Source organism: Acidibrevibacterium fodinaquatile (assembly GCF_003352165.1).
GTDB lineage: Bacteria > Pseudomonadota > Alphaproteobacteria > Acetobacterales > Acetobacteraceae > Acidibrevibacterium > Acidibrevibacterium fodinaquatile.
Genome location: NZ_CP029176.1, coordinates 1299129 through 1316619, shown reverse-complemented (window position 1 = coordinate 1316619; position 17491 = coordinate 1299129). Strand labels below are relative to the sequence as shown.

Annotated in this window: 11 protein-coding genes; 6 read left to right on the top strand and 5 right to left on the bottom strand. The window is 69.4% G+C overall.

Going from position 1 to position 17491, the window contains the following annotated elements:
• Positions 1-55 precede the first annotated feature (55 nt).
• Positions 56-520 (bottom strand): peroxiredoxin, encoded by a 465-nt coding sequence (locus tag DEF76_RS06375; protein WP_114911612.1) that lies wholly within the window; start codon positions 518-520, stop codon positions 56-58.
• Positions 521-556: 36 nt separating this feature from the next.
• Positions 557-3475, bottom strand: coding sequence for a bifunctional [glutamine synthetase] adenylyltransferase/[glutamine synthetase]-adenylyl-L-tyrosine phosphorylase (locus DEF76_RS06370; protein ID WP_162800512.1), 2919 nt, complete (start codon positions 3473-3475; stop codon positions 557-559).
• A gap of 17 nt (positions 3476-3492) precedes the next feature.
• On the opposite strand from DEF76_RS06370, the gene DEF76_RS06365 reads away from it, so the two are divergent.
• The gene (locus tag DEF76_RS06365; protein WP_162800511.1) at positions 3493-6711 is read left to right on the top strand and encodes a DUF3971 domain-containing protein; all 3219 of its coding nucleotides are present in this window, start codon (positions 3493-3495) and stop codon (positions 6709-6711) included.
• A 143-nt stretch (positions 6712-6854) separates the two neighbouring features.
• Here DEF76_RS06365 and DEF76_RS06360 read toward each other — a convergent pair whose 3' ends face one another.
• The 3 genes from DEF76_RS06360 to DEF76_RS06350 all read right to left on the bottom strand — a co-directional run bounded on the left by DEF76_RS06360 (position 6855) and on the right by DEF76_RS06350 (position 9576).
• The gene (locus DEF76_RS06360; protein WP_114911609.1) at positions 6855-7703 is read right to left on the bottom strand and encodes an N-acetylmuramoyl-L-alanine amidase family protein; all 849 of its coding nucleotides are present in this window, start codon (positions 7701-7703) and stop codon (positions 6855-6857) included.
• 104 nt (positions 7704-7807) lie between these two features.
• Positions 7808-9178 carry an ammonium transporter gene (locus DEF76_RS06355; RefSeq protein WP_114913713.1) on the bottom strand — a complete coding sequence of 457 codons (1371 nt, stop codon included), beginning with the start codon at positions 9176-9178 and terminating at the stop codon, positions 7808-7810.
• Between the two features lie 59 nt (positions 9179-9237).
• The gene (locus DEF76_RS06350; RefSeq protein WP_114911608.1) at positions 9238-9576 is read right to left on the bottom strand and encodes a P-II family nitrogen regulator; all 339 of its coding nucleotides are present in this window, start codon (positions 9574-9576) and stop codon (positions 9238-9240) included.
• A gap of 278 nt (positions 9577-9854) precedes the next feature.
• Between DEF76_RS06350 and DEF76_RS06345 the strand changes: the two genes are divergently transcribed.
• The 5 genes from DEF76_RS06345 to DEF76_RS06325 all read left to right on the top strand — a co-directional run bounded on the left by DEF76_RS06345 (position 9855) and on the right by DEF76_RS06325 (position 17372).
• Positions 9855-11102 (top strand): UbiH/UbiF/VisC/COQ6 family ubiquinone biosynthesis hydroxylase, encoded by a 1248-nt coding sequence (locus DEF76_RS06345; RefSeq protein ID WP_114911607.1) that lies wholly within the window; start codon positions 9855-9857, stop codon positions 11100-11102.
• A 95-nt stretch (positions 11103-11197) separates the two neighbouring features.
• Positions 11198-11611: a hypothetical protein gene (locus DEF76_RS06340; protein ID WP_114911606.1), complete on the top strand. Its 414-nt coding sequence runs from the start codon at positions 11198-11200 to the stop codon at positions 11609-11611.
• A 102-nt stretch (positions 11612-11713) separates the two neighbouring features.
• Entirely contained in the window at positions 11714-13162 is a 1449-nt protein-coding gene (locus DEF76_RS06335; RefSeq protein ID WP_114911605.1) for a TolC family protein, read from the top strand.
• The gene (locus DEF76_RS06330) at positions 13159-14241 is read left to right on the top strand and encodes a hypothetical protein (protein ID WP_114911604.1); all 1083 of its coding nucleotides are present in this window, start codon (positions 13159-13161) and stop codon (positions 14239-14241) included. Before DEF76_RS06335 ends, DEF76_RS06330 begins: the two co-directional genes overlap by 4 nt.
• Complete coding sequence (locus DEF76_RS06325; RefSeq protein WP_114911603.1) at positions 14238-17372, top strand: efflux RND transporter permease subunit; 3135 nt, start codon at positions 14238-14240, stop codon at positions 17370-17372. The genes DEF76_RS06330 and DEF76_RS06325 overlap by 4 nt, the downstream gene beginning before the upstream one ends.
• Positions 17373-17491: the final 119 nt, after the last annotated feature.

Sequence of the window (17491 nt, the reverse complement as noted above, 5' to 3'; positions counted from 1 at the left end):
CCGCCCTGGCTGGCCCCGCCCTAGCATGATCGCGCGGCGACGGCCAGGGCCCTGCTCAAAGCGCTTTCGCCGCGGCGAGCACCGCCTCGGCATGGCCCGGCACTCGCACCTTGCGCCAGATGCGGGCGATTTTGCCGTCGGCGTCGACCAGGAAGGTCGCACGCTCCATGCCCATGTATTTCTTGCCATACATCGATTTCTCGACCCAGGTGCCATAGGCCGCGCTGACGGCGCCGCTCTCGTCGCTGGCGAGCGGGAAAGCGAGCCCGTATTTGGCCGCAAATTTGTCGATCGCCTTGATGGGATCGCGCGACACGCCGATGACGTCGAGCGGCAGCGCGCCGAGCCGGCCGAGCCCCGCCTGAAAGTCGCAGGCTTCGGTGGTGCAACCCGGCGTGTCGGCCTTGGGATAAAAATAGAGCACGAAGGGCCGCCCCTTGAGGGCCTTGCTGCTCACATGGCGGCCGCCGGAAGCCGGCATGGCGAAATCGGGGGCTTTATCCCCCTCCTTGAGGCTCATGTCTCTCTCCTTTCGGGCAATGGCAGCACCGGCACGTCACGGCGCGCCGAGATGACGGATGAAAAGCCTTCGGACATCGGCCATGGTTTGGTTCAACGTGGCGTGAAGCGCCGCGATATCAAGTGCGCCGGCGGCGCGCAACAGGGTGCTGGCGGCGAGCGGTGGCAACGCCCCCGCCGCCAACGCCGCGCCCTGCTGCGGCCCGATGGTAATGCGGAGCATTTCCTGGACGATCCGAAACAGCCGGTCAGCGGCGATCAGGGTTTCCGCCTCTGCCGGCGTGAGCCAGCCGCGCGCGGCGAGGCGGGTCAGTGCTATCCGCGTCGCCGGGTGAAGGAGGGCGGGGTCGTCGCGCGCCGCGATCACTTGCAGCGCCTGGGCAATGAATTCGACCTCGATCAGGCCGCCGTCGCGGTATTTCACGTCCCATGGCCCAGCCGGCGGATGCTCGCGGGCGAGGCGCGCGCGCATCGCGGCGGCGTCCGCCCGCACCAATGCCGCAGGCGCCGCGCCAGCGATCGCCGCGACGATCGCCGCTTGCACGCGCGCGCTGAAGTCGGGCGCCGCGGCAAGCACCCGGGCGCGGGTCAGCGCCATGCGCTCCCAGGTCCACGCCGTTTCCGCGTGGTAGCGGATGAAGGCGCCGAGCGCGACCGCGACCGGCCCCTTATTGCCCGAGGGGCGGAGCCGCATATCGACGGCATAGAGCGGTCCATCAGCGTCCGGCGCGGTGACGGCGGCGATGAAACTTTGCGCGGCGCGCAGGAACCATTGCCCCGCCGGAATCCGCCGCCGCCCCGGAAGATCCTCACTTTCGCTGACGCTTTCCGGGTGGTCATAGATCAGCATCAGGTCGAGATCCGACCCTGCCATCATCTCGCGTGAACCGGCCTTGCCGAGCACCACCACCGCCATCGCGCCGCCGGGAAGCGCCCCGAAACGCGCCGCGTGATCGGCGAGAACCCGCGCGAGCAATGCCGCGAGCGCGGCGTCGGCAAGCGCGCTGCGGGCCTCACCAGCCGCGTCGACGTCAAGGCGCCCCTCCATCAGCGCGACCGAGAGGCGAAAATTCTCCTCCCGCACGATGGTGCGAATGATCGCGATCGCTACTTCCAGATCAGCGGCATCGGCGAGTCGCTCGGCGAACATGCGCGCGGGCGGCGGCGGCGCCTCGGGGGCGAGCAAGCCTTCGATCGCGCCTGGGGCGCGGGCAAGATGCTCGGCGAGCGCCGGGGCGGCACCGAGGATCGCCGCGATCCGCGCGATCAGCGCCGGGTTGTGTTGAAAGAGCGAGAAAAGCTGCACGCCAGCCGGAAGCCGCTCGAGAAACGCCTGCAGACGGGCGAACGCGGTTTCGGGATCGGCTTGCGCCCCGAACGCGGCGAGCAGCTGCGGCAAGATCTCGCTCAGCAATTCCCGCGCCCGCTCCGAGCGCAGCGCCCGCACCCGGCCGGAAAGCCAGCCGCCGACCGCCGCCGCGACCGCCTCCGGCCGCGCAAACCCCATCTCCCGCACCGACGCCAGCGTGGCCGGGGCCGGCTCCGGCCCGCTGAAATCGAGCGCCGCCGGCGCCGCCGGCACGGCCTCGAACACCTCCCGGTAATGCCGCGCGACGGCGGCGAGATGGCGCGAAAGCCGCGCGACAAACGCCGGAGTCGCAGAGAAGCCGAGAAATAGGGCAAAACGCCGGAGGTCCGCCTCGTCCTCGGGCAGGCGCTGGGTCTGGCGATCGGCGATCATCTGCAGCCGATGCTCGGCGCGGCGAAGAAAACGATAGGCGGCGGCAAGCGCGCGAGCACTCTCGGGCGCGAGATGGCCGGCGCGGCAGAGGAGGCGGAGCGCGGGCAGCGTCGCCGGCACGCGCAGCCCGGGATCGCGCCCGCCCCAGACCAGTTGCAGCGCCTGGACCAGGAATTCGATCTCCCGGATCCCGCCCTGGCCGAGCTTGAGATCATGGCCGAGCAGGCGAGCGAGCGGATCGCCCGCGCCCATCCGCCGCTGTTCCGCCTCGATCCGCCGGCGCATCGCGGCGATGTCATGGATCAGGGCGAAATCGACACCGCGGCGCCAGATGAAGGGTCGGATCGCCGCGAGGAAGGTCCGCCCGAGCGCGAGATCGCCGGCAACCGGCCGCGCCTTGAGCAGTGCCGCCCGCTCCCAGCTCTGGCCCAGGCCCTCGTAATAAGCGATCGCGGCGGGCAGGCTCACCGAGGGCGGCGTCGCCGAGGGATCGGGGCGAAGCCGGAGATCGGTGCGAAACACATAGCCATCGGCGTCGCGCGTTTGCATGAGCGCGACCAGCGCCCGCGCGATGCGTGTGAACTGTGCGCCGATCGCGTCATCGTGGTAGGGATGGGCGGCCGGATCATGCAGCAAGACGAGATCGATATCACTGGAATAATTCAACTCGCGCCCGCCGAGCTTGCCGAGCGCGAGCACGACGAAACCGGCGCCGCGCGCCGGGTGGGCGCGATCGGGAAGACGGAGGGTGCCGCTCGCCGCGGCGTCGGCGAGAAGATGGTCGGTCGCAAGGCGAAGGGCTCTCTCGGCGAAGCGGCTGAGGGCTGCGGTCACGTCTTCGAGCCGGAAGACACCGGCGATGTCGGCAAGCGCGATGATCAGCGCGGCCCGCCGCTTCGCGACCCTGAGACGGCGCGCGATCTCGGCACGGGCGAGGGTCGGCGGGCAGGACGCAAGCCCGGCATTGATCGCCGCCAGCGCCGGGCGCGGACCATGGGCGAAAATCTCGTCAAGCGTCGCGGTTTCGCCCCTGGCGAGATCGGCGAGAAACGGGCTGTTGCCGCCGATCGCGGCAAGCAGGGCGGCGCCTTCGGGCGAGCGTGCCCAGGGCCGGCCCGAGCCGGCGATCTCCTCGATCAGCCGCGCGGCGGCAGCGGGATCGGCGGCCGGCGGCAGGCGCCGGCGGGTCCAAATCGGGGCGATCGCGCGCGTCATCTTGGGCGAGCGTCGCCGTGAAAGCCCTGCGCGGTCAAGCCTCACTTGCTTATGTTTGGCGCCGGCGGCATTGGCTGCGGCCGGCATGGTGGGCACTGCACCGGCTGGCGGCGCTCACGCTCGCGCTCGCGATGCTGGCGTCGCTGGCGCTCGGCGCCGGATTTTGGCGGCTGACCGAGGGGCCAATCAATCTCGCCTGGCTCGCCCGCCAGCTGGAGGCCGTTGCCAATCGCGGCGCGCACCCGATCGTGCTGCATATCGGGCAAGCGGCGCTGGTCTGGGAGGGGTTCCGCGGCGGGGTCGATCGCCCGATCGATCTCCGTCTCGCCGATCTCGTCGCCACTGACCGGGCCGGGCACGCCATCGCCGAGATCCCGCGCGCCGAGGTCTCGCTCGCGCTGCACGCTCTCCTGCTCGGGCGCCTTGCGCCACGCGCCGCCGATCTCGATATCGAGCGGCTTCGCCTGGTGCGCGGGCAAGACGGCGCGCTATCATTGTTCGCCGACAATGCCCCGCGCGCAACCACACCGGCGGCGTCCCTGATTTTCGCGAGTGGGATCGACCTCACCGATCTCCGCCGCATTCGCCTCGCCAGCCGCGAAATCACCATCGCCGACCAGGCGCTCGGCCTCATCTGGCGGATCGACGGCGCCGAGGCGGTGCTCGATCGCCGCGCCGATGAAGGGTTCGCCGGTGATGTCGCGGCCAAGCTCGTCGCCGCCGGCCAGACGCTTCCGCTCCGCGCCCGCATCACGCTCGCCGAGCGCGGGGCGGCGCCGATCCTGGTTGCAGCAACGCTCGGCCCGATCACGCCGGCGGCGCTCGCCGATGCGGCGCCGGCGTTCGCGCCGCTGCGCGCCATCGCCGCCCCGCTCGGCGCCGATATCACGCTTCGCCTCGACCGCGATTTTGCCTGGCGTGGGCTTGCCGGCGCCTTCACCCTCGGCCCCGGCCATCTGGCGCTCGCCGGCGGCGCGATCCCGCTGCTCGCCGCTCAGGGCACAATCAGCGCGACCGATCACGATCATCTGCTGCTGCACGCGCTCTCGGCGACACTGGCCGCGCCCGATCATGGCGCCGGCCCGACGCTGCACGCCGAGGGCGTGCTGTCGCGCGCCGCCGCCGGCCGGGTCGCGCTCGCCCTCGATGCGAGACTCGATCGCGTCGCCTTTGCCGATCTCGCGCGCTACTGGCCGCCCGGCCTCGCGCCCGACACGCGCGACTGGCTGACCACCAACATTACCGAGGGCAGCGCGCATGACGGGCACCTGACGCTCACGGCAAGCGCCGATCCCGACGGCGGAGCGCCGCGCCTCGAGGCGATCTCCGGCCAACTCGCCGGCGATGATCTCGCCATCACCTGGCTCGCGCCACTGCCGCCGCTCCGCCACGCAAGCGCGACCCTGACCATCGCCGCCCCCGACGCGCTCAGTATCGCGGCGCGATCCGGCGAGGTCGCGATGCCCGGCGGCGGCGCGATCCAGCTCACCGCCGGCAACCTTGAGATCGCCGGGCTCGATGCCGCCGACCAAACAGCGGCGATGCATATGACCCTCGCCGGCCAGGTCGCCGACGCGCTGGCCCTGCTCGGGCAGAAACGCCTTCATCTCTTCGACCCTCGGAAGCTGCCGTTCAGTGAGCCGGGCGGGACGTTTTCGGCCGACCTCGCGGTCGCGCTGCCGCTGGCGCGGGAGGTGAAGAGCGACGATGTCACGGTCTCAGCGAATGCGACCCTGCATGACCTCCGTCTGCGCGGGATCGCCGCCGGACGTGATCTCACCGAAGGCGAGGCAACGCTCACGGTCGATCAGGCCGGCCTGCATGGCGATGGCACGGCGCAACTCGCCGGCGTTCCGACCAAGCTCGGCGTGCGCTTGGATTTCACCGCCGGCCCACCGAGCCAGGAAGTAACGGAGGTCGCGCTGCGAGCACGGCTCGGGGCGGCGGATTTTGCGCGTCTCGGCCTCGATCCCGGGGGCCGATTGTCCGGTGCGATCCCGCTCGATGCCGAATGGATCGAACGGCGTGACGGCGCAGCATTGATCGCGCTCACCGCCGATCTCACCCCGGCCGATCTCGCGCCGGTGCCGCTTGGCTGGCGCAAGCCGGCCGGGGTAAGCGGCCATCTCGCGGCCGATCTCCGCTTCGATCACGGCCGCTTGGCCGGCATCGATCATATCGTGCTGCAAAGCCAGGATGCCGCCATCCTCGCTTCGGCCGACACTGCGAACGGCGCGCCCTGGCATCTGGTGATCGCGCGCGGCGATCTCGGCGCGACCCATGTCCATGGCGATCTTCTGTTCCCGGCGGCGAGCGATGCGCCCTATCGCCTGCGTCTCAGCGGCCCGAGCCTCGATCTCTCCGGCCGGCGGCCGCCCTCGCCCGCCGATCACCCGGCGCGCGCCGCCCGCCGCGCGGAAACAAGGGTCACGGCGCCGGATACGCCGGGGGCCCCATGGCAGGTTTCGGCGGCCTTCGATACCGTTCTTCTCGGCCCGGGCCGGCGCCTCGGATTTCTCAATCTCAGCGCCGAAGATGATGGGCGTCGGCTCACCGCCCTAAACGCCGAGGGGTTCGATCGCGGCGGCGGCGCGCGGGGGAATTTTCGGCTCGCGATCACCCCTGCCGCGAACGGCGAGCGGCGGGTGAGCGCGCACGCCGAGGATGCCGGCGCTCTATTCGCGAGCATCGCCGGGATCACGACGCTCGCCGGCGGGCGGCTCAGCTTTGCCGGGCGGTTCGACGATCACAAGGCCGGGCACCCGCTCGACGGCACGCTCGAGATCACCGGCTTCAGTCTGCGCGACGCCCCACTCACCATGCGTGTCCTGCAGGGGATGACGGTCTATGGCCTGCTCGGCCAGCAGCCTGGCCGAAGCCTCGCCTTCGACCGGCTGGTGGCGCCGCTCACCTACCAAGACGGGCTGGTTTCTCTCGCCAATGCGCGCATGTCCAACGCCTCGCTCGGGTTCACCGCGAAGGGAACCATCGATCTCGAGACCCGCTTCGTCGATCTCGCCGGCACCGTCGTTCCGGCCTATTTCTTCAACTCGCTGCTCGGGCGCATCCCTTTGCTCGGGCGCCTGTTCAGCCCCGAGCGCGGCGGCGGCGTTCTGGCGGCGTCCTACGCGGCGAGCGGGCCATTCGACGACCCAAAAGTCTCGGTCAACCCGCTGAGTGCGCTCACGCCGGGATTTACCCGGGATATTTTCAATCTCTTCAATAGCAATCAATAAAACTCTTCTTTTTCTGAAGAAAAAGAAGATTTTTTTCCGGATTCTCAGAGCGGCAACTTCCGCAGCACGGGCAGTGCCGTAGGCACTGCCCAACGGGAGAAAAGTTCTTTTTTTCAAAAAAGAACAATTTTTCTGCGGAATGCCTACCCGGCGACCCTGAGCCCCTGGTCGGCGGCGGCGAAATAGGCATCGACAGCGTGTTTCATCGCCTGCGCGACTTGCACACGATGCGCCGGCCGGCGGAGCGCGGCCTCGTCCTGGCGGTTGGACATGAACCCCATCTCCACCAGCACGCTCGGAATGTCGGCGGCCTTCAGAACCACGAAGCCGGCGTGCCGGGTGGGATTGGAGAGCAGCGGCACGCGCGGGCCGAGGGCGCCGACCAGGTCATGGGCGAGGCGCGCCGAGCCGACGCGGGTTTCGTGCTGCACGAGGCTCGCCAGAATCTCTGCGACTTCGGGCGAAGTGCCCTGGAAATCGGGGCCGGCGAAGCGGTCGGCGCTGTTTTCGCGCCGTGCGAGTTCGCGCGTCTGCGCATCCGAGGCGTGGGCGCCGAGCGTATAGATGCTGGCGCCGCGCACGCGGGGGTCGCTGAGGGCGTCGGCATGCATCGAGACGAACAGCATCGCGCGATGGCGTTCGGCGATCTCCACCCGATGCTCGAGCGGGATGAAAATGTCCCGCGCGCGGGTGAGTTCGACGTGGTATTGCCCCGAGGCCTCCAATTGCCGTTTGAGTTCGAAGGCGGTGGCCAGCGCGACATGCTTCTCATAGGTGCCGGAAATGCCGATGGCACCGGGATCCTTGCCGCCATGGCCGGGATCGAGAACGACCAGACGCGGCGGCCGGGCGGCCGGGGCCCGGCGCGCATGGCGGGGCGCCGGGGTCGCCGCCGCCGCGAGGTCGGCGATCAGGGTGGTCGGGAGAAGGAAGGTTGCCTTCACCCCAGCGCCAAGCAGCAATCGGCGGCTTACGGTATAATTCCGGGTCATTGCCGGGGGATGCTAACACAAAATATCGGAAGTTGCACGCTCCTTGTTGAATTCACCCAAAAAGACCTGGAGGAGAGTTCCCCCAGGTCCCTCTTTGGCCAGGATCAGCCGAGCTGTTCGCCGTGCAACACCACGTCGAGCCCCTCGATCTCCTGCTCGGGGGAGACGCGGAGACCGATCGCCGCATCGACCACCTTGAGGATGATGAAGGAGATGACGCCGCTCCAGATGAGGGTAACAAGCACCGCCTCGGCCTGGATCATCAGCTGGTGCAGGCCACCGACGATGCCCGCAGGCGTGCCGGCGGTCGCGGAAAGCGGGCCGTAGGCGAAGATGCCGGTGAGCAGCGCGCCGACGATGCCGCCAACCCCATGCACCCCAAAGGCGTCGAGACTGTCGTCATAGCCGAGCATGTGTTTGAGCGAGGTCGCCGACCAGAAGCAGATCACACCAGCGGCGATGCCGATCACCAGGCCGCCGCCCGGCAGCACGAAGCCCGAGGCCGGCGTGATGGCGACGAGACCGGCGACCGCGCCCGAGATCGCGCCGAGCACCGAGGGCTTTCCTTTCGCCGCCCATTCCGCAAACGTCCAGGCGAGGGCGGCGGCGGCGGTTGCGATCTGTGTCACCGCCATCGCCATGCCGGCGCGGCCATTGGCGCCGACCGCCGAGCCGGCATTGAAGCCGAACCAGCCGACCCAGAGCAGCGAGGCGCCGATCACCGCGTAGGCGAGATTGTGCGGCATCATGTTGTCGCGGCCATAGCCGACCCGCTTGCCCATCACCAGCGCCGCCATCAGCCCGGCGATGCCGGCATTGATGTGCACGACGGTGCCACCGGCGAAATCCGCCGCACCCAGCGTCGCCAGCCAGCCATTGGCGCTCCACACCCAGTGCGCGATCGGGCTGTAGACGAAGATCGACCACAGCACCATGAAGACGCACATCGCGCTGAATTTCATGCGGTCGGCGAAAGCGCCGGCGATCAGCCCCGGGGTGATGATCGCGAACGTCATCTGAAACATCATGTAGACGGTCTCGGGGATGGTGAACGGCGTCGCGCCATCGGTGCCGGCGCCGAGCACGAAGGCGACATCGTTACCCTGGTTGATGTGGGCGCCGATGCCAGCCAGCATAACGCGCGAAAAATCGCCGATGTAAGGATTGCCGTTGGTAAAAGCGAGGCTATAGCCGATGACCATCCAGGTGATCGTCACCAGGCAGCAGATGATGAAGGACTGCATCATGGTGGCGAGCACGTTCTTTTTGCGCACCATGCCGGCATAGAAGAGGGCGAGGCCGGGGATGGTCATCATCAGCACGAGGGCGGTGCTGGTGAGCATCCAGGCGGTATCGCCGGTATCGATTTTCGGTGGCGCGTCCGCCGCGAAGGCGGACGTGGCGAACGCCGGCAGGGCGAGCAGGCCGGTTGCGATCAGCGGCGCGCGGGTTCGGGAAAGCCAGTTTTGCTTCATCGTCTCTTTGTCCTTGGTGTTATTGTCGGGGCGGGTCCGAGGGAGGGCGGTGTCGGCGATCACAGCGCGTCGCCATCCTGCTCGCCGGTGCGAATGCGGACGGCGCGTTCGACATCGAGCACGAAAATCTTGCCATCGCCGATCTTGCCGGTGTTGGCGGTCCGCGCGATCGCTTCCACCACTTGCTCGGCGAGCGAGTCCGCGACCACCACCTCGATTTTCACCTTGGGCAAGAAGCTCACGTGATACTCGGCACCCCGGTAGATCTCGGTCTGCCCTTTTTGTCGGCCGAACCCTTTCACTTCGGAGACGGTGAGACCCTGAACGCCAAGCGGCGTCAGCGCCTCGCGCACGTCATCGAGCTTGAAGGGCTTGATGACCGCCATGATCAGTTTCATCGCGCCATTCCTTGTTCATTTCGTATCACTGTCGTTCTCCGGGACGCGCCCCACCGTAATGGCCGGGATAACATCCACGACAACACCGAATTCAAGAACCGTGCCGCGATCAGCAATTCTCTGCCGAGTGCTGGATGCTACGCGGCAGGTTGCTCTTGCCTAGATGGCAGGCAGCGGGCCATGATCGGGTTTGCCATCGTGCGGCACACGCGATGCCTTTTTTTTGTGCAATCATGGGACGCCTAAGCCAGGGCGCTCTCGGGCGGATGGGAAGACGGATGTCAGAGAGCCTCGCGGTCGAGATTGCGGTCATCGGGGCGGGGCCGGTCGGCGCCGCGCTCGCGCTTCGGCTCACCGCCGCCGGCATCACGACCGCGGTCATCGACCGCGCGCCGCTGCCGCCGATGGAACACCCCGCCTTCGACGGCCGCGCCTATGCGATCGCCGCCGGCTCGCGCCGCCTGCTCGAAGCGGCTGGGCTCTGGCAGCGGCTTCCCGATCCCCCCGGCCCGATCGCGGCGATCAGGGTCTCAGACGGCAAGCTCGATCGCCCGGCCTCCCCCCTGTTCCTGCATTTCGATATCGCCGAGATCGGGCACGATGTCGGGGACGGCGCCGCCTTCGGCTGGATGGTCGAGGCGCGGAGCCTGCGCCGGGCGCTCAACGCGGCGCTGGCCGAGGGGGGGCTGGCCGGCCGACCGCTCCACCTCTTCGCCCCGGCCGAGGCCGAGATCGTCCGCAACGCACACGGCGCCGAGATCACGCTGAACGGCGGGAAGCGGATTGCATGCCGCCTCGTCGTCGCCGCCGAGGGGCGCGAAAGCCCTCTGCGGCGGCAGGCGCGCATCCCGGTGACGCGCTTTCCCTATCGTCAGAGCGGAATCGTCGCCGCGATTGCGCATGAATACCCGCATCACCAGACCGCGCTCGAGCATTTCCTCCCCGCCGGCCCCTTCGCGCAATTGCCGATGGCGGCGAACGAAGCGGCGGAGCATGTTTCGGCGGTGGTGTGGACCGAGCGGCCGGCCTTGGCCGCGCATTTGATGACCCTCGACGACGCCGCCTTCGGCGCCGAGATCGCCCGCCGGCTCGGCGATCATCTCGGCGCCATCCGCCCGATCGGCCGGCGTTGGCTCTATCCGCTCTCGGCGCTGCACGCCCATCGCTATTACGACCAGCGCCTGGTCCTGGTCGGGGACGCAGCGCACGGCATCCACCCGATCGCCGGCCAAGGCCTCAATCTCGGCTTCCGTGACGCGATCACCCTCGCCGATCTCCTGATCGACGCGGCAAGCCGGGGCGAGGATCCCGGCGCGCCGGCGCTGCTCGCCCGCTATCAACGGGCGCGGCGTGGCGCCAATCTCCTCATGCTGGCAGCGACCGACGCCCTCGATCGCCTGTTCAGCAACGACATGCCGCCGCTTCGCCTCGCCCGCGATGTCGGCATCGCTCTGGTCCATCGCCTGCCGCCGCTCAAGCGGTTTTTCATCCGCCAGGCGATGGGCGGTGCCTTCGCTAAGGGGTAAAAAAGAGATTCTTTTTTGAAAAAAAGAACCAAAAAACTTTTGTCCGTGGCGCGGTGTCTGCGGTATCGTTCATCCGAAAATCGGGGGACTCTTCAATGCGCGCGTCTCATCTCGTCTTTCCGCTGCTGACCGTAACCCTTCTTGCCACGCCGGCGCTGGCGCAAAGCAATGGGTCTTCGCTGATGCAAGATACCGGCGCGCTGATGGGCGGCGCGTCTGGGTCGGGTCTCGCGAGCAAGCTGCCGATCCCCGCCGTCAGCGATGACAGTGCGCTGAGCTATCTCAAAGCGGCGCGGAGCGCGCTTGCCGGCGGCAAGACCGGCCTCGCGCAGGAGGCGTTGGAACGCGCCGAAAGCCGGCTTCTCACCCGCGATGTCGCGCCCTCGCAGGCCGGCGCGCCGAGCACCGATCCCTCGATCAGCGAGATCAGCAAGGCCTTGCAAGCCCTCGCCTCGGGGCAAACCAGCACCGCACTCCAGGTCGTCGACGCGCTCATCGCGAAAATGTAACCGCCCGGCGCCGCGCGGCCATCCCGACGCTTGACGGCTTCCCCCGCTTCCTGCCACTGCTCGCAGCGATCAGGAAACCGTCGAGGAAACGCAAGACCGCACATGCGAGCACGAATTTGCCCGCGCCCCGTCGTCTTCGTGCTGTTTGCGTTCTGTATCGGCTGCGCAACGCCGCCGCCGGCGCCGGCGCTGTCGCCAGAGGCAGGGGCGGCGGCGCTCGCGGCGCGCAGGCTCGATGATCCGCGTCTTCTGGCTTTCATCGATGCCGCCGAACGTCTCGACCCCGGCCAGGCCGATCCCGCCGGCGGGGGGGATAAGGCGGCCGGGCCGCCGCCATGGACGCTCCGGCGCCTGACGCTCGCCGCGCTCTATTTCCATCCCGATCTCGATGTCGCGCGGAGCGCGCTCGCGCTCGCCGAAGCCGGCAAGGTCACCGCCGGCGAGCGCCCCAATCCCAGCCTCGCCTTCGTGCCGCCGCCATTTCTCTTCGGCGGCGTCGTCAATGCCGTCATCGAGACCGGTGGCAAGCGTTCGGCCCGGCTTGCGAATGCCGCGGCACGCGCCGAGGCGGCGCGGGAGGATTTGATCACCGCCGGCTGGCAGGTGCGCGGTGGGGTGCGCGATGCAATGGCGGCGTTATGGGCGGCGCGCGAGCGCGGCACCCGGCTTGCCGCGGAAGCAGCGGTGCAGCGCAAACTCGCCGCCGCCGAGGAGGCCCGCCTCGCCGCCGGCGCGGCGAGCGCGGTCGAGGTCAGCACCGCACGAATCGCCGCAACGACACTCACCACCGCGCTCGCCGACAACGCCCGGGCGGAAGCCCTCGCCGAGGCGAAGCTCGCCAGCGCGATCGGCATCCCGGTCGCGGCGCTGCGCGCCGTGCCACTCGATTTCGACCGCCTCGCCACGCCGCCGGCGCTTCCCGCCGATCTCGCCGAAGGCCGGCTGCGGCGCGCGGCGCTGATTGGCCGGAGCGATGTCAAATCCCAACTCGCCAGTTATGCGGCGGCGCAGGCGGCGCTGCGCGAACAGCTCGCCAATCGCTATCCCAATCTGGTGCTGAGCCCGGGCTATAACTGGTATCAGGGGATCAACACCTATGCTTTGGCGCCGGGGTTCGATCTTCCCATCCTCAATCAGAATCAAGGGCGGATCGGCGAGGCGCTGGCGCGGCGCAACCAAGAGGCGGCGCGGTTCCTTGCGCTCCAGGCGCGGATCATCGCAGCCCTCGATCAGGCCGGCGCCGATTACCGCGCGAGCGTTGCCAGCGAGCGCGAGGCGGCGGCACTGCTCGACGCTGAGGCGGCGCACGCCGACGCGGTTGCCCGTGCCTTTCGCGCGGGCGCCAGTGACCAGCCGGCCTTGCTTGCCAGCGAGGCCGCGCTCGCCCACGCCCGCCTCGCCCGGCTTGATGCCCACCTGACAACCTTGACCGCCATCGGTGAATTGGAGGACGCGTTGCGCCAGCCGCTATTCGATCCGGGCGCGCGTGTGCCCGATCTGGTGGCGCCGCCGCGCGCCGAACTCGCCGGCGCCGAAAGCCCGGCCCGATGAGGCGCCGCCGCCGCTGGGCCTTGGGGCTCGCCGTGCTTGTCGTGCTGGCGCTCGCGGGTGGCGTGGTCGCGCTCTATCTCGTCAATCACGACGCCGATGATGACGACGCCCCAGCGGCCAAGCCGAAAACCGCCGCCGCCGCGCTCGGGCCGGACGGCACCCCGCTGATCGCGCTCGATCCCACGGCACAGACGCAAAACGACATCGCACTCCTCACCCTGAAAGCGGCGCCGCAGCCGGTGATGATCGCAACCTTCGGCACCGTGCTCGACCCCGCAATGCTTGCCGAGACGATGCAAAAAGCCGCCGGGGCGCAAGCGGCGCTGGCGGAGGCGCGGGCACGGGCGCGGGCGGCGGCGGCGGAATACCAACGCGACCAAACCCTGTTTCGTGACCAGCACACGGTCTCGGCGCAGGCTTTGGAAGCAGCGGCGGCGAATGACCGCGCCGCCGCAGCACTGCTCGCGGGGCGTGAGGCCGATTTGCGCGCGCTGAGCGATCTCGCCGTGAGCCAATGGGGCGCGGCGCTCGGCCCCGATATCGTCGCGGGTGGCGCCTTCGCCCAGCGCCTCGCGCGCGGCGAGGAATGGCTGGTCAGCGTTGCCCTGCCGGTGGCAGCGGCTTCGCTGGCGGCGCCGGCGCAGGCGCTGGCGACGTTGGCGAGCGGGGCTGCGGCGGGGCGGCGCGATTTGCGTCTGGTATCCCCCTTGCCGCGCGTCGATCCGCGTTCGCAGGCGCCGCTTCTTCTTTATGTCGCGCCGAACGCCGAGGGGCTGCTCGCCGGAATGACGCTTGCCGTGTCGCTGCCCGGCCCGCCGCGCCCGGCTTCGTTGCGTGTGCCGCCCGAGGCGGTGCTGTGGTGGCAGGGGCGGGCCTGGATCTATCGTCAAATCGCGCCCGGGCGCTTTGCCCGCGCCGCGATCGCGACCGACCAGCCCTCGCCCGAGGGGGGCTTCATCATCGCCGACCCGGCGCCGGCGGCAGCGCCGATAACCATCGTCGGGCGTGGCGCCGCCTCCCTCTTTTCCGAGGAATTCCGCAGCCAAATCCAGCTCGGCGAAGGGGATAGCGATCCGTGAGCGAGCCACCCGCGCCGCGCGGGCCGCAAGCGGCCCTGATCGGGTTCGCGATCCGGTTTCGTGGCGTCATCGCCGCCCTCACGATGACGCTGCTCGCTTATGGCGCCTATACCCTCCCCGGTCTCAATTACGACGTTTTTCCCGAATTCGCCCCACCCCAGGTCGGCATCCAGACCGAGGCGCCAGGGCTTTCGCCCGAGCAGGTGGAAACCCTGGTGACGCAGCCGATCGAGGACGCCCTCGGCGGCGCGCCGGGCGTGGAGACCTTGCGTTCGACCTCGATCCAGGGGCTCTCGGTGATCACCGTGCTGTTCGGCGAGGGCGGCGATCTCTATCGCGACCGCGAGATCGTCGCCGAGCGGCTGGCGAACGCCGCCCGCCGCCTGCCGCCGGGGATCGCGCCGCCGACGCTCTCGCCGCTCGCCTCCTCGACCAGCACCGTGCTCATCCTCGGCCTTACCGCCGGCCGCGCCGACGTGAGCCAGATCGCTCTCCGCGACGCCGCCGATGGAACGCTCCGTCCGCGCCTGCTCGCCGTCCCCGGGGTTGCCAACGCCGCGGTCTTTGGCGGCGATGTCGCGGCGTTGCGGATCGGGATCGACCCGGCGCGGCTCGCGCGCTTTGATCTCAGCCTCGATGACGTGCTGGCCGCGGCGCGACGGGCGAGCGGATTGCGCGGCGCCGGCTTCATCGAGACCCCGAACCAGCGGCTGGTGCTGGCCGCCGAAGGGCAGACGACGAATGCCGCACTCCTAGCCGGGCGGCTGGTCACGCGCGGCGCGGTCGGCCGGGTCACGCTCGGCGATGTCGCGGAAATCGGGCTGGCGCCGCTGCCGCCCTTCGGCGCCGGCAGCGTCATGGGCGAGCCCGGCGTCGTCATCGTGGTTTCGGCGCAATATGGCGCCAATACCGTCGAGGTGACGGAGCGGGTGTTGCGCGCGATCACGGGCCTTCGCGCCGATCTCGAGGCAAGCGGCATCGTCTTGCACGACGATCTCTTCCGCCCGGCGGATTTCATCCGCACCGCCATCGGCAATGTCAGCGCCTCGCTGGTGCTCGGCGGCGTGCTGGTGATCGTGGTGCTGTTCCTGTTCCTGTTCGATCTCCGCACCGCCGCGATCTCCTGCCTTGCGATCCCGCTTTCGCTGCTCGCCGCGGTGCTGGTTTTGCAGCGGCTCGGCGTCTCGCTCAACACCATGACGCTCGGCGGGCTCGCGATCGCGATCGGCGAGGTCGTCGATGACGCGGTCATCGATGTCGAGAACATCACCCGGCGGCTGCGCGAAAACCGCCGCGCCGCGGCCCCTCGGCCGGCCGCCTCGGTGGTGCTCGCGGCCTCGCTTGAGGTGCGCGGCGCCGTCGTGCACGCAACCTTCATCGTGGTGCTGGTGTTTTTGCCGATTTTGGCGCTGCCCGGGCTTGCCGGGCGGTTTTTCGCGCCGCTCGGGCTCGCCTATATCCTCGCGATCCTCGCCTCCCTGCTGATCGCGCTTACCGTGACGCCGGCACTCGCCATGCTGCTCCTGGCGCAGCGGCGCGACGGGCGGCGCGAGCCGCCGGTGATCCGCTTTCTCCGCCGCCGCTATGAGCGCCTGCTGCTCGCCGCCATGCGCCATGCCGGGGCGGTGATGGTCTCGACCTTGCTCGCGACCGCCGCCGGCTGCGCGGCCTTGCCGTTTTTCGCCGGCGCCTTCCTCCCCGAGCTGAACGAGGGCCATCTCGTGCTCCATGTCGCGGCGGTGCCCGGCACCTCGATCGCCGAATCGCTGCGCCTCGGCCGCCTGATCAGCGGCGCCGTCGCGGCGCTGCCGGTGGTGCGGGTGGTCGCGCAGCGGGTCGGGCGGGCGGAATTGTCGGAGGATACCTGGGGGCCGGAATATAGCGAATTCGACGTCGATCTCCGCCCCGGGCTCTCGAGCGCCGAGGCAGCGCAGGCGAGCGCCGCGCTCCGCGCCATTCTCTCGCGCTTTGCCGGGATCAGCTTCGCCATCACCCCCTTTCTCACCGAACGGATCGAGGAGACGCTTTCGGGCTATACCGCGCCCCTGGTGGTCAATATTTTTGGCCCCGATCTCGATGCGCTCGACCGTGCCGGCGCTGCCGTTGCGCGCGTTTTGGGCGGGATGGCGGGCGCCGCCGATGTCACCATCGCCGCGCCGCCGGGCGCGCCGGAGCTGGCCATTCGCCTTCGCCCCGGCGATCTCGCCCGCACCGGGCTTACCGCCGGCGCGGTGATCGACGCCATCGCCACCGCCTATCAGGGCGAGACGGTGGGCATCGTCGCCGAGGGCAACCGGGTGCGGCCGGTGGTGGCCCTCCTCGCCCCGTCGCTCCGCCATGATGTCGCCGCCCTCGGGGCGCTGCCGCTCCGCGCCGAGGGCGGCGGCACGGTGACGCTCGCCGAGGTTGCCGACATTTTCGAGCGCGAGGGGCGGGCCTCGCTCCAGCATATCGGCGCGCGCCGGGTGCAAAGCATCACCGCCAATATCACTACCCGCGATGTCGCCGGGTTCATGCGCGCGGCACGGGCGCGGCTGGCCGCCGAAGTCACGCTGCCGCCTGGCACCTATCTCGAATTCGCGGGCACCGCCGTCCAGCAATCACGGGCGACGCGCGATCTCGTGCTGCGCGCCGTGCTTGCCGGGATCGGCGTCATCGCCCTGCTCTGGGTGGTGACCGCGAACGCGCGCAACCTGATTCTCATCCTCGCCAATCTGCCCTTCGCCCTGGTCGGCGGCGTGCTCGCTGTGTTCGCCTCGGGCGGGGTCTTGACGCTCGGGGCGACGGTCGGGTTCGTGACCCTGTTCGGTATCACGCTCCGCAACGCGATCATGATGATTTCGCATTACGAGTATTTGGTCGGCGTCGAACGCCGGCCCTTTGGCGCGGCGGTGGCGTTGCGTGGCGCCGGCGACCGGCTGGCGCCGATCGTCATGACCTCGCTGGTGACGGCGCTCGGCCTTTCGCCGCTGGTGTTCGGCATGGGCGATCCCGGGCGCGAGATCGAGGGGCCGATGGCGCTGGTCATTCTCGGCGGGTTGGTCAGTTCGATGGCGCTCAATCTCTTGGTGCTGCCTATTCTCGCCTGGCGCTTCGGCCGCTTCGGGCAGGCCGCGGCGGAGAGGCTCTGATCAGGCCGGCGACGCCCTCGGTTCGGGCGGCACCGAGAGCAAGGTAGGTTTTGATTGAACCATCCTGTTCCATCAAAACCGGCCAACTTGCTCGCCAAAATAGGGGTAGAGCGTGATCG

Coding starts and splice junctions, on each gene's coding strand:
- DEF76_RS06340 (WP_114911606.1), top strand. CDS start 11,198: ATGCGCGCGTCTCATCTCGTCTTTCCGCTGCTGACCGTAACCCTTCTT.
- DEF76_RS06355 (WP_114913713.1), bottom strand. CDS start 9,178: ATGAAGCAAAACTGGCTTTCCCGAACCCGCGCGCCGCTGATCGCAACC.
- DEF76_RS06335 (WP_114911605.1), top strand. CDS start 11,714: ATGCGAGCACGAATTTGCCCGCGCCCCGTCGTCTTCGTGCTGTTTGCG.
- DEF76_RS06345 (WP_114911607.1), top strand. CDS start 9,855: ATGTCAGAGAGCCTCGCGGTCGAGATTGCGGTCATCGGGGCGGGGCCG.
- DEF76_RS06370 (WP_162800512.1), bottom strand. CDS start 3,475: ATGACGCGCGCGATCGCCCCGATTTGGACCCGCCGGCGCCTGCCGCCG.
- DEF76_RS06360 (WP_114911609.1), bottom strand. CDS start 7,703: ATGACCCGGAATTATACCGTAAGCCGCCGATTGCTGCTTGGCGCTGGG.
- DEF76_RS06330 (WP_114911604.1), top strand. CDS start 13,159: ATGAGGCGCCGCCGCCGCTGGGCCTTGGGGCTCGCCGTGCTTGTCGTG.
- DEF76_RS06375 (WP_114911612.1), bottom strand. CDS start 520: ATGAGCCTCAAGGAGGGGGATAAAGCCCCCGATTTCGCCATGCCGGCT.
- DEF76_RS06350 (WP_114911608.1), bottom strand. CDS start 9,576: ATGAAACTGATCATGGCGGTCATCAAGCCCTTCAAGCTCGATGACGTG.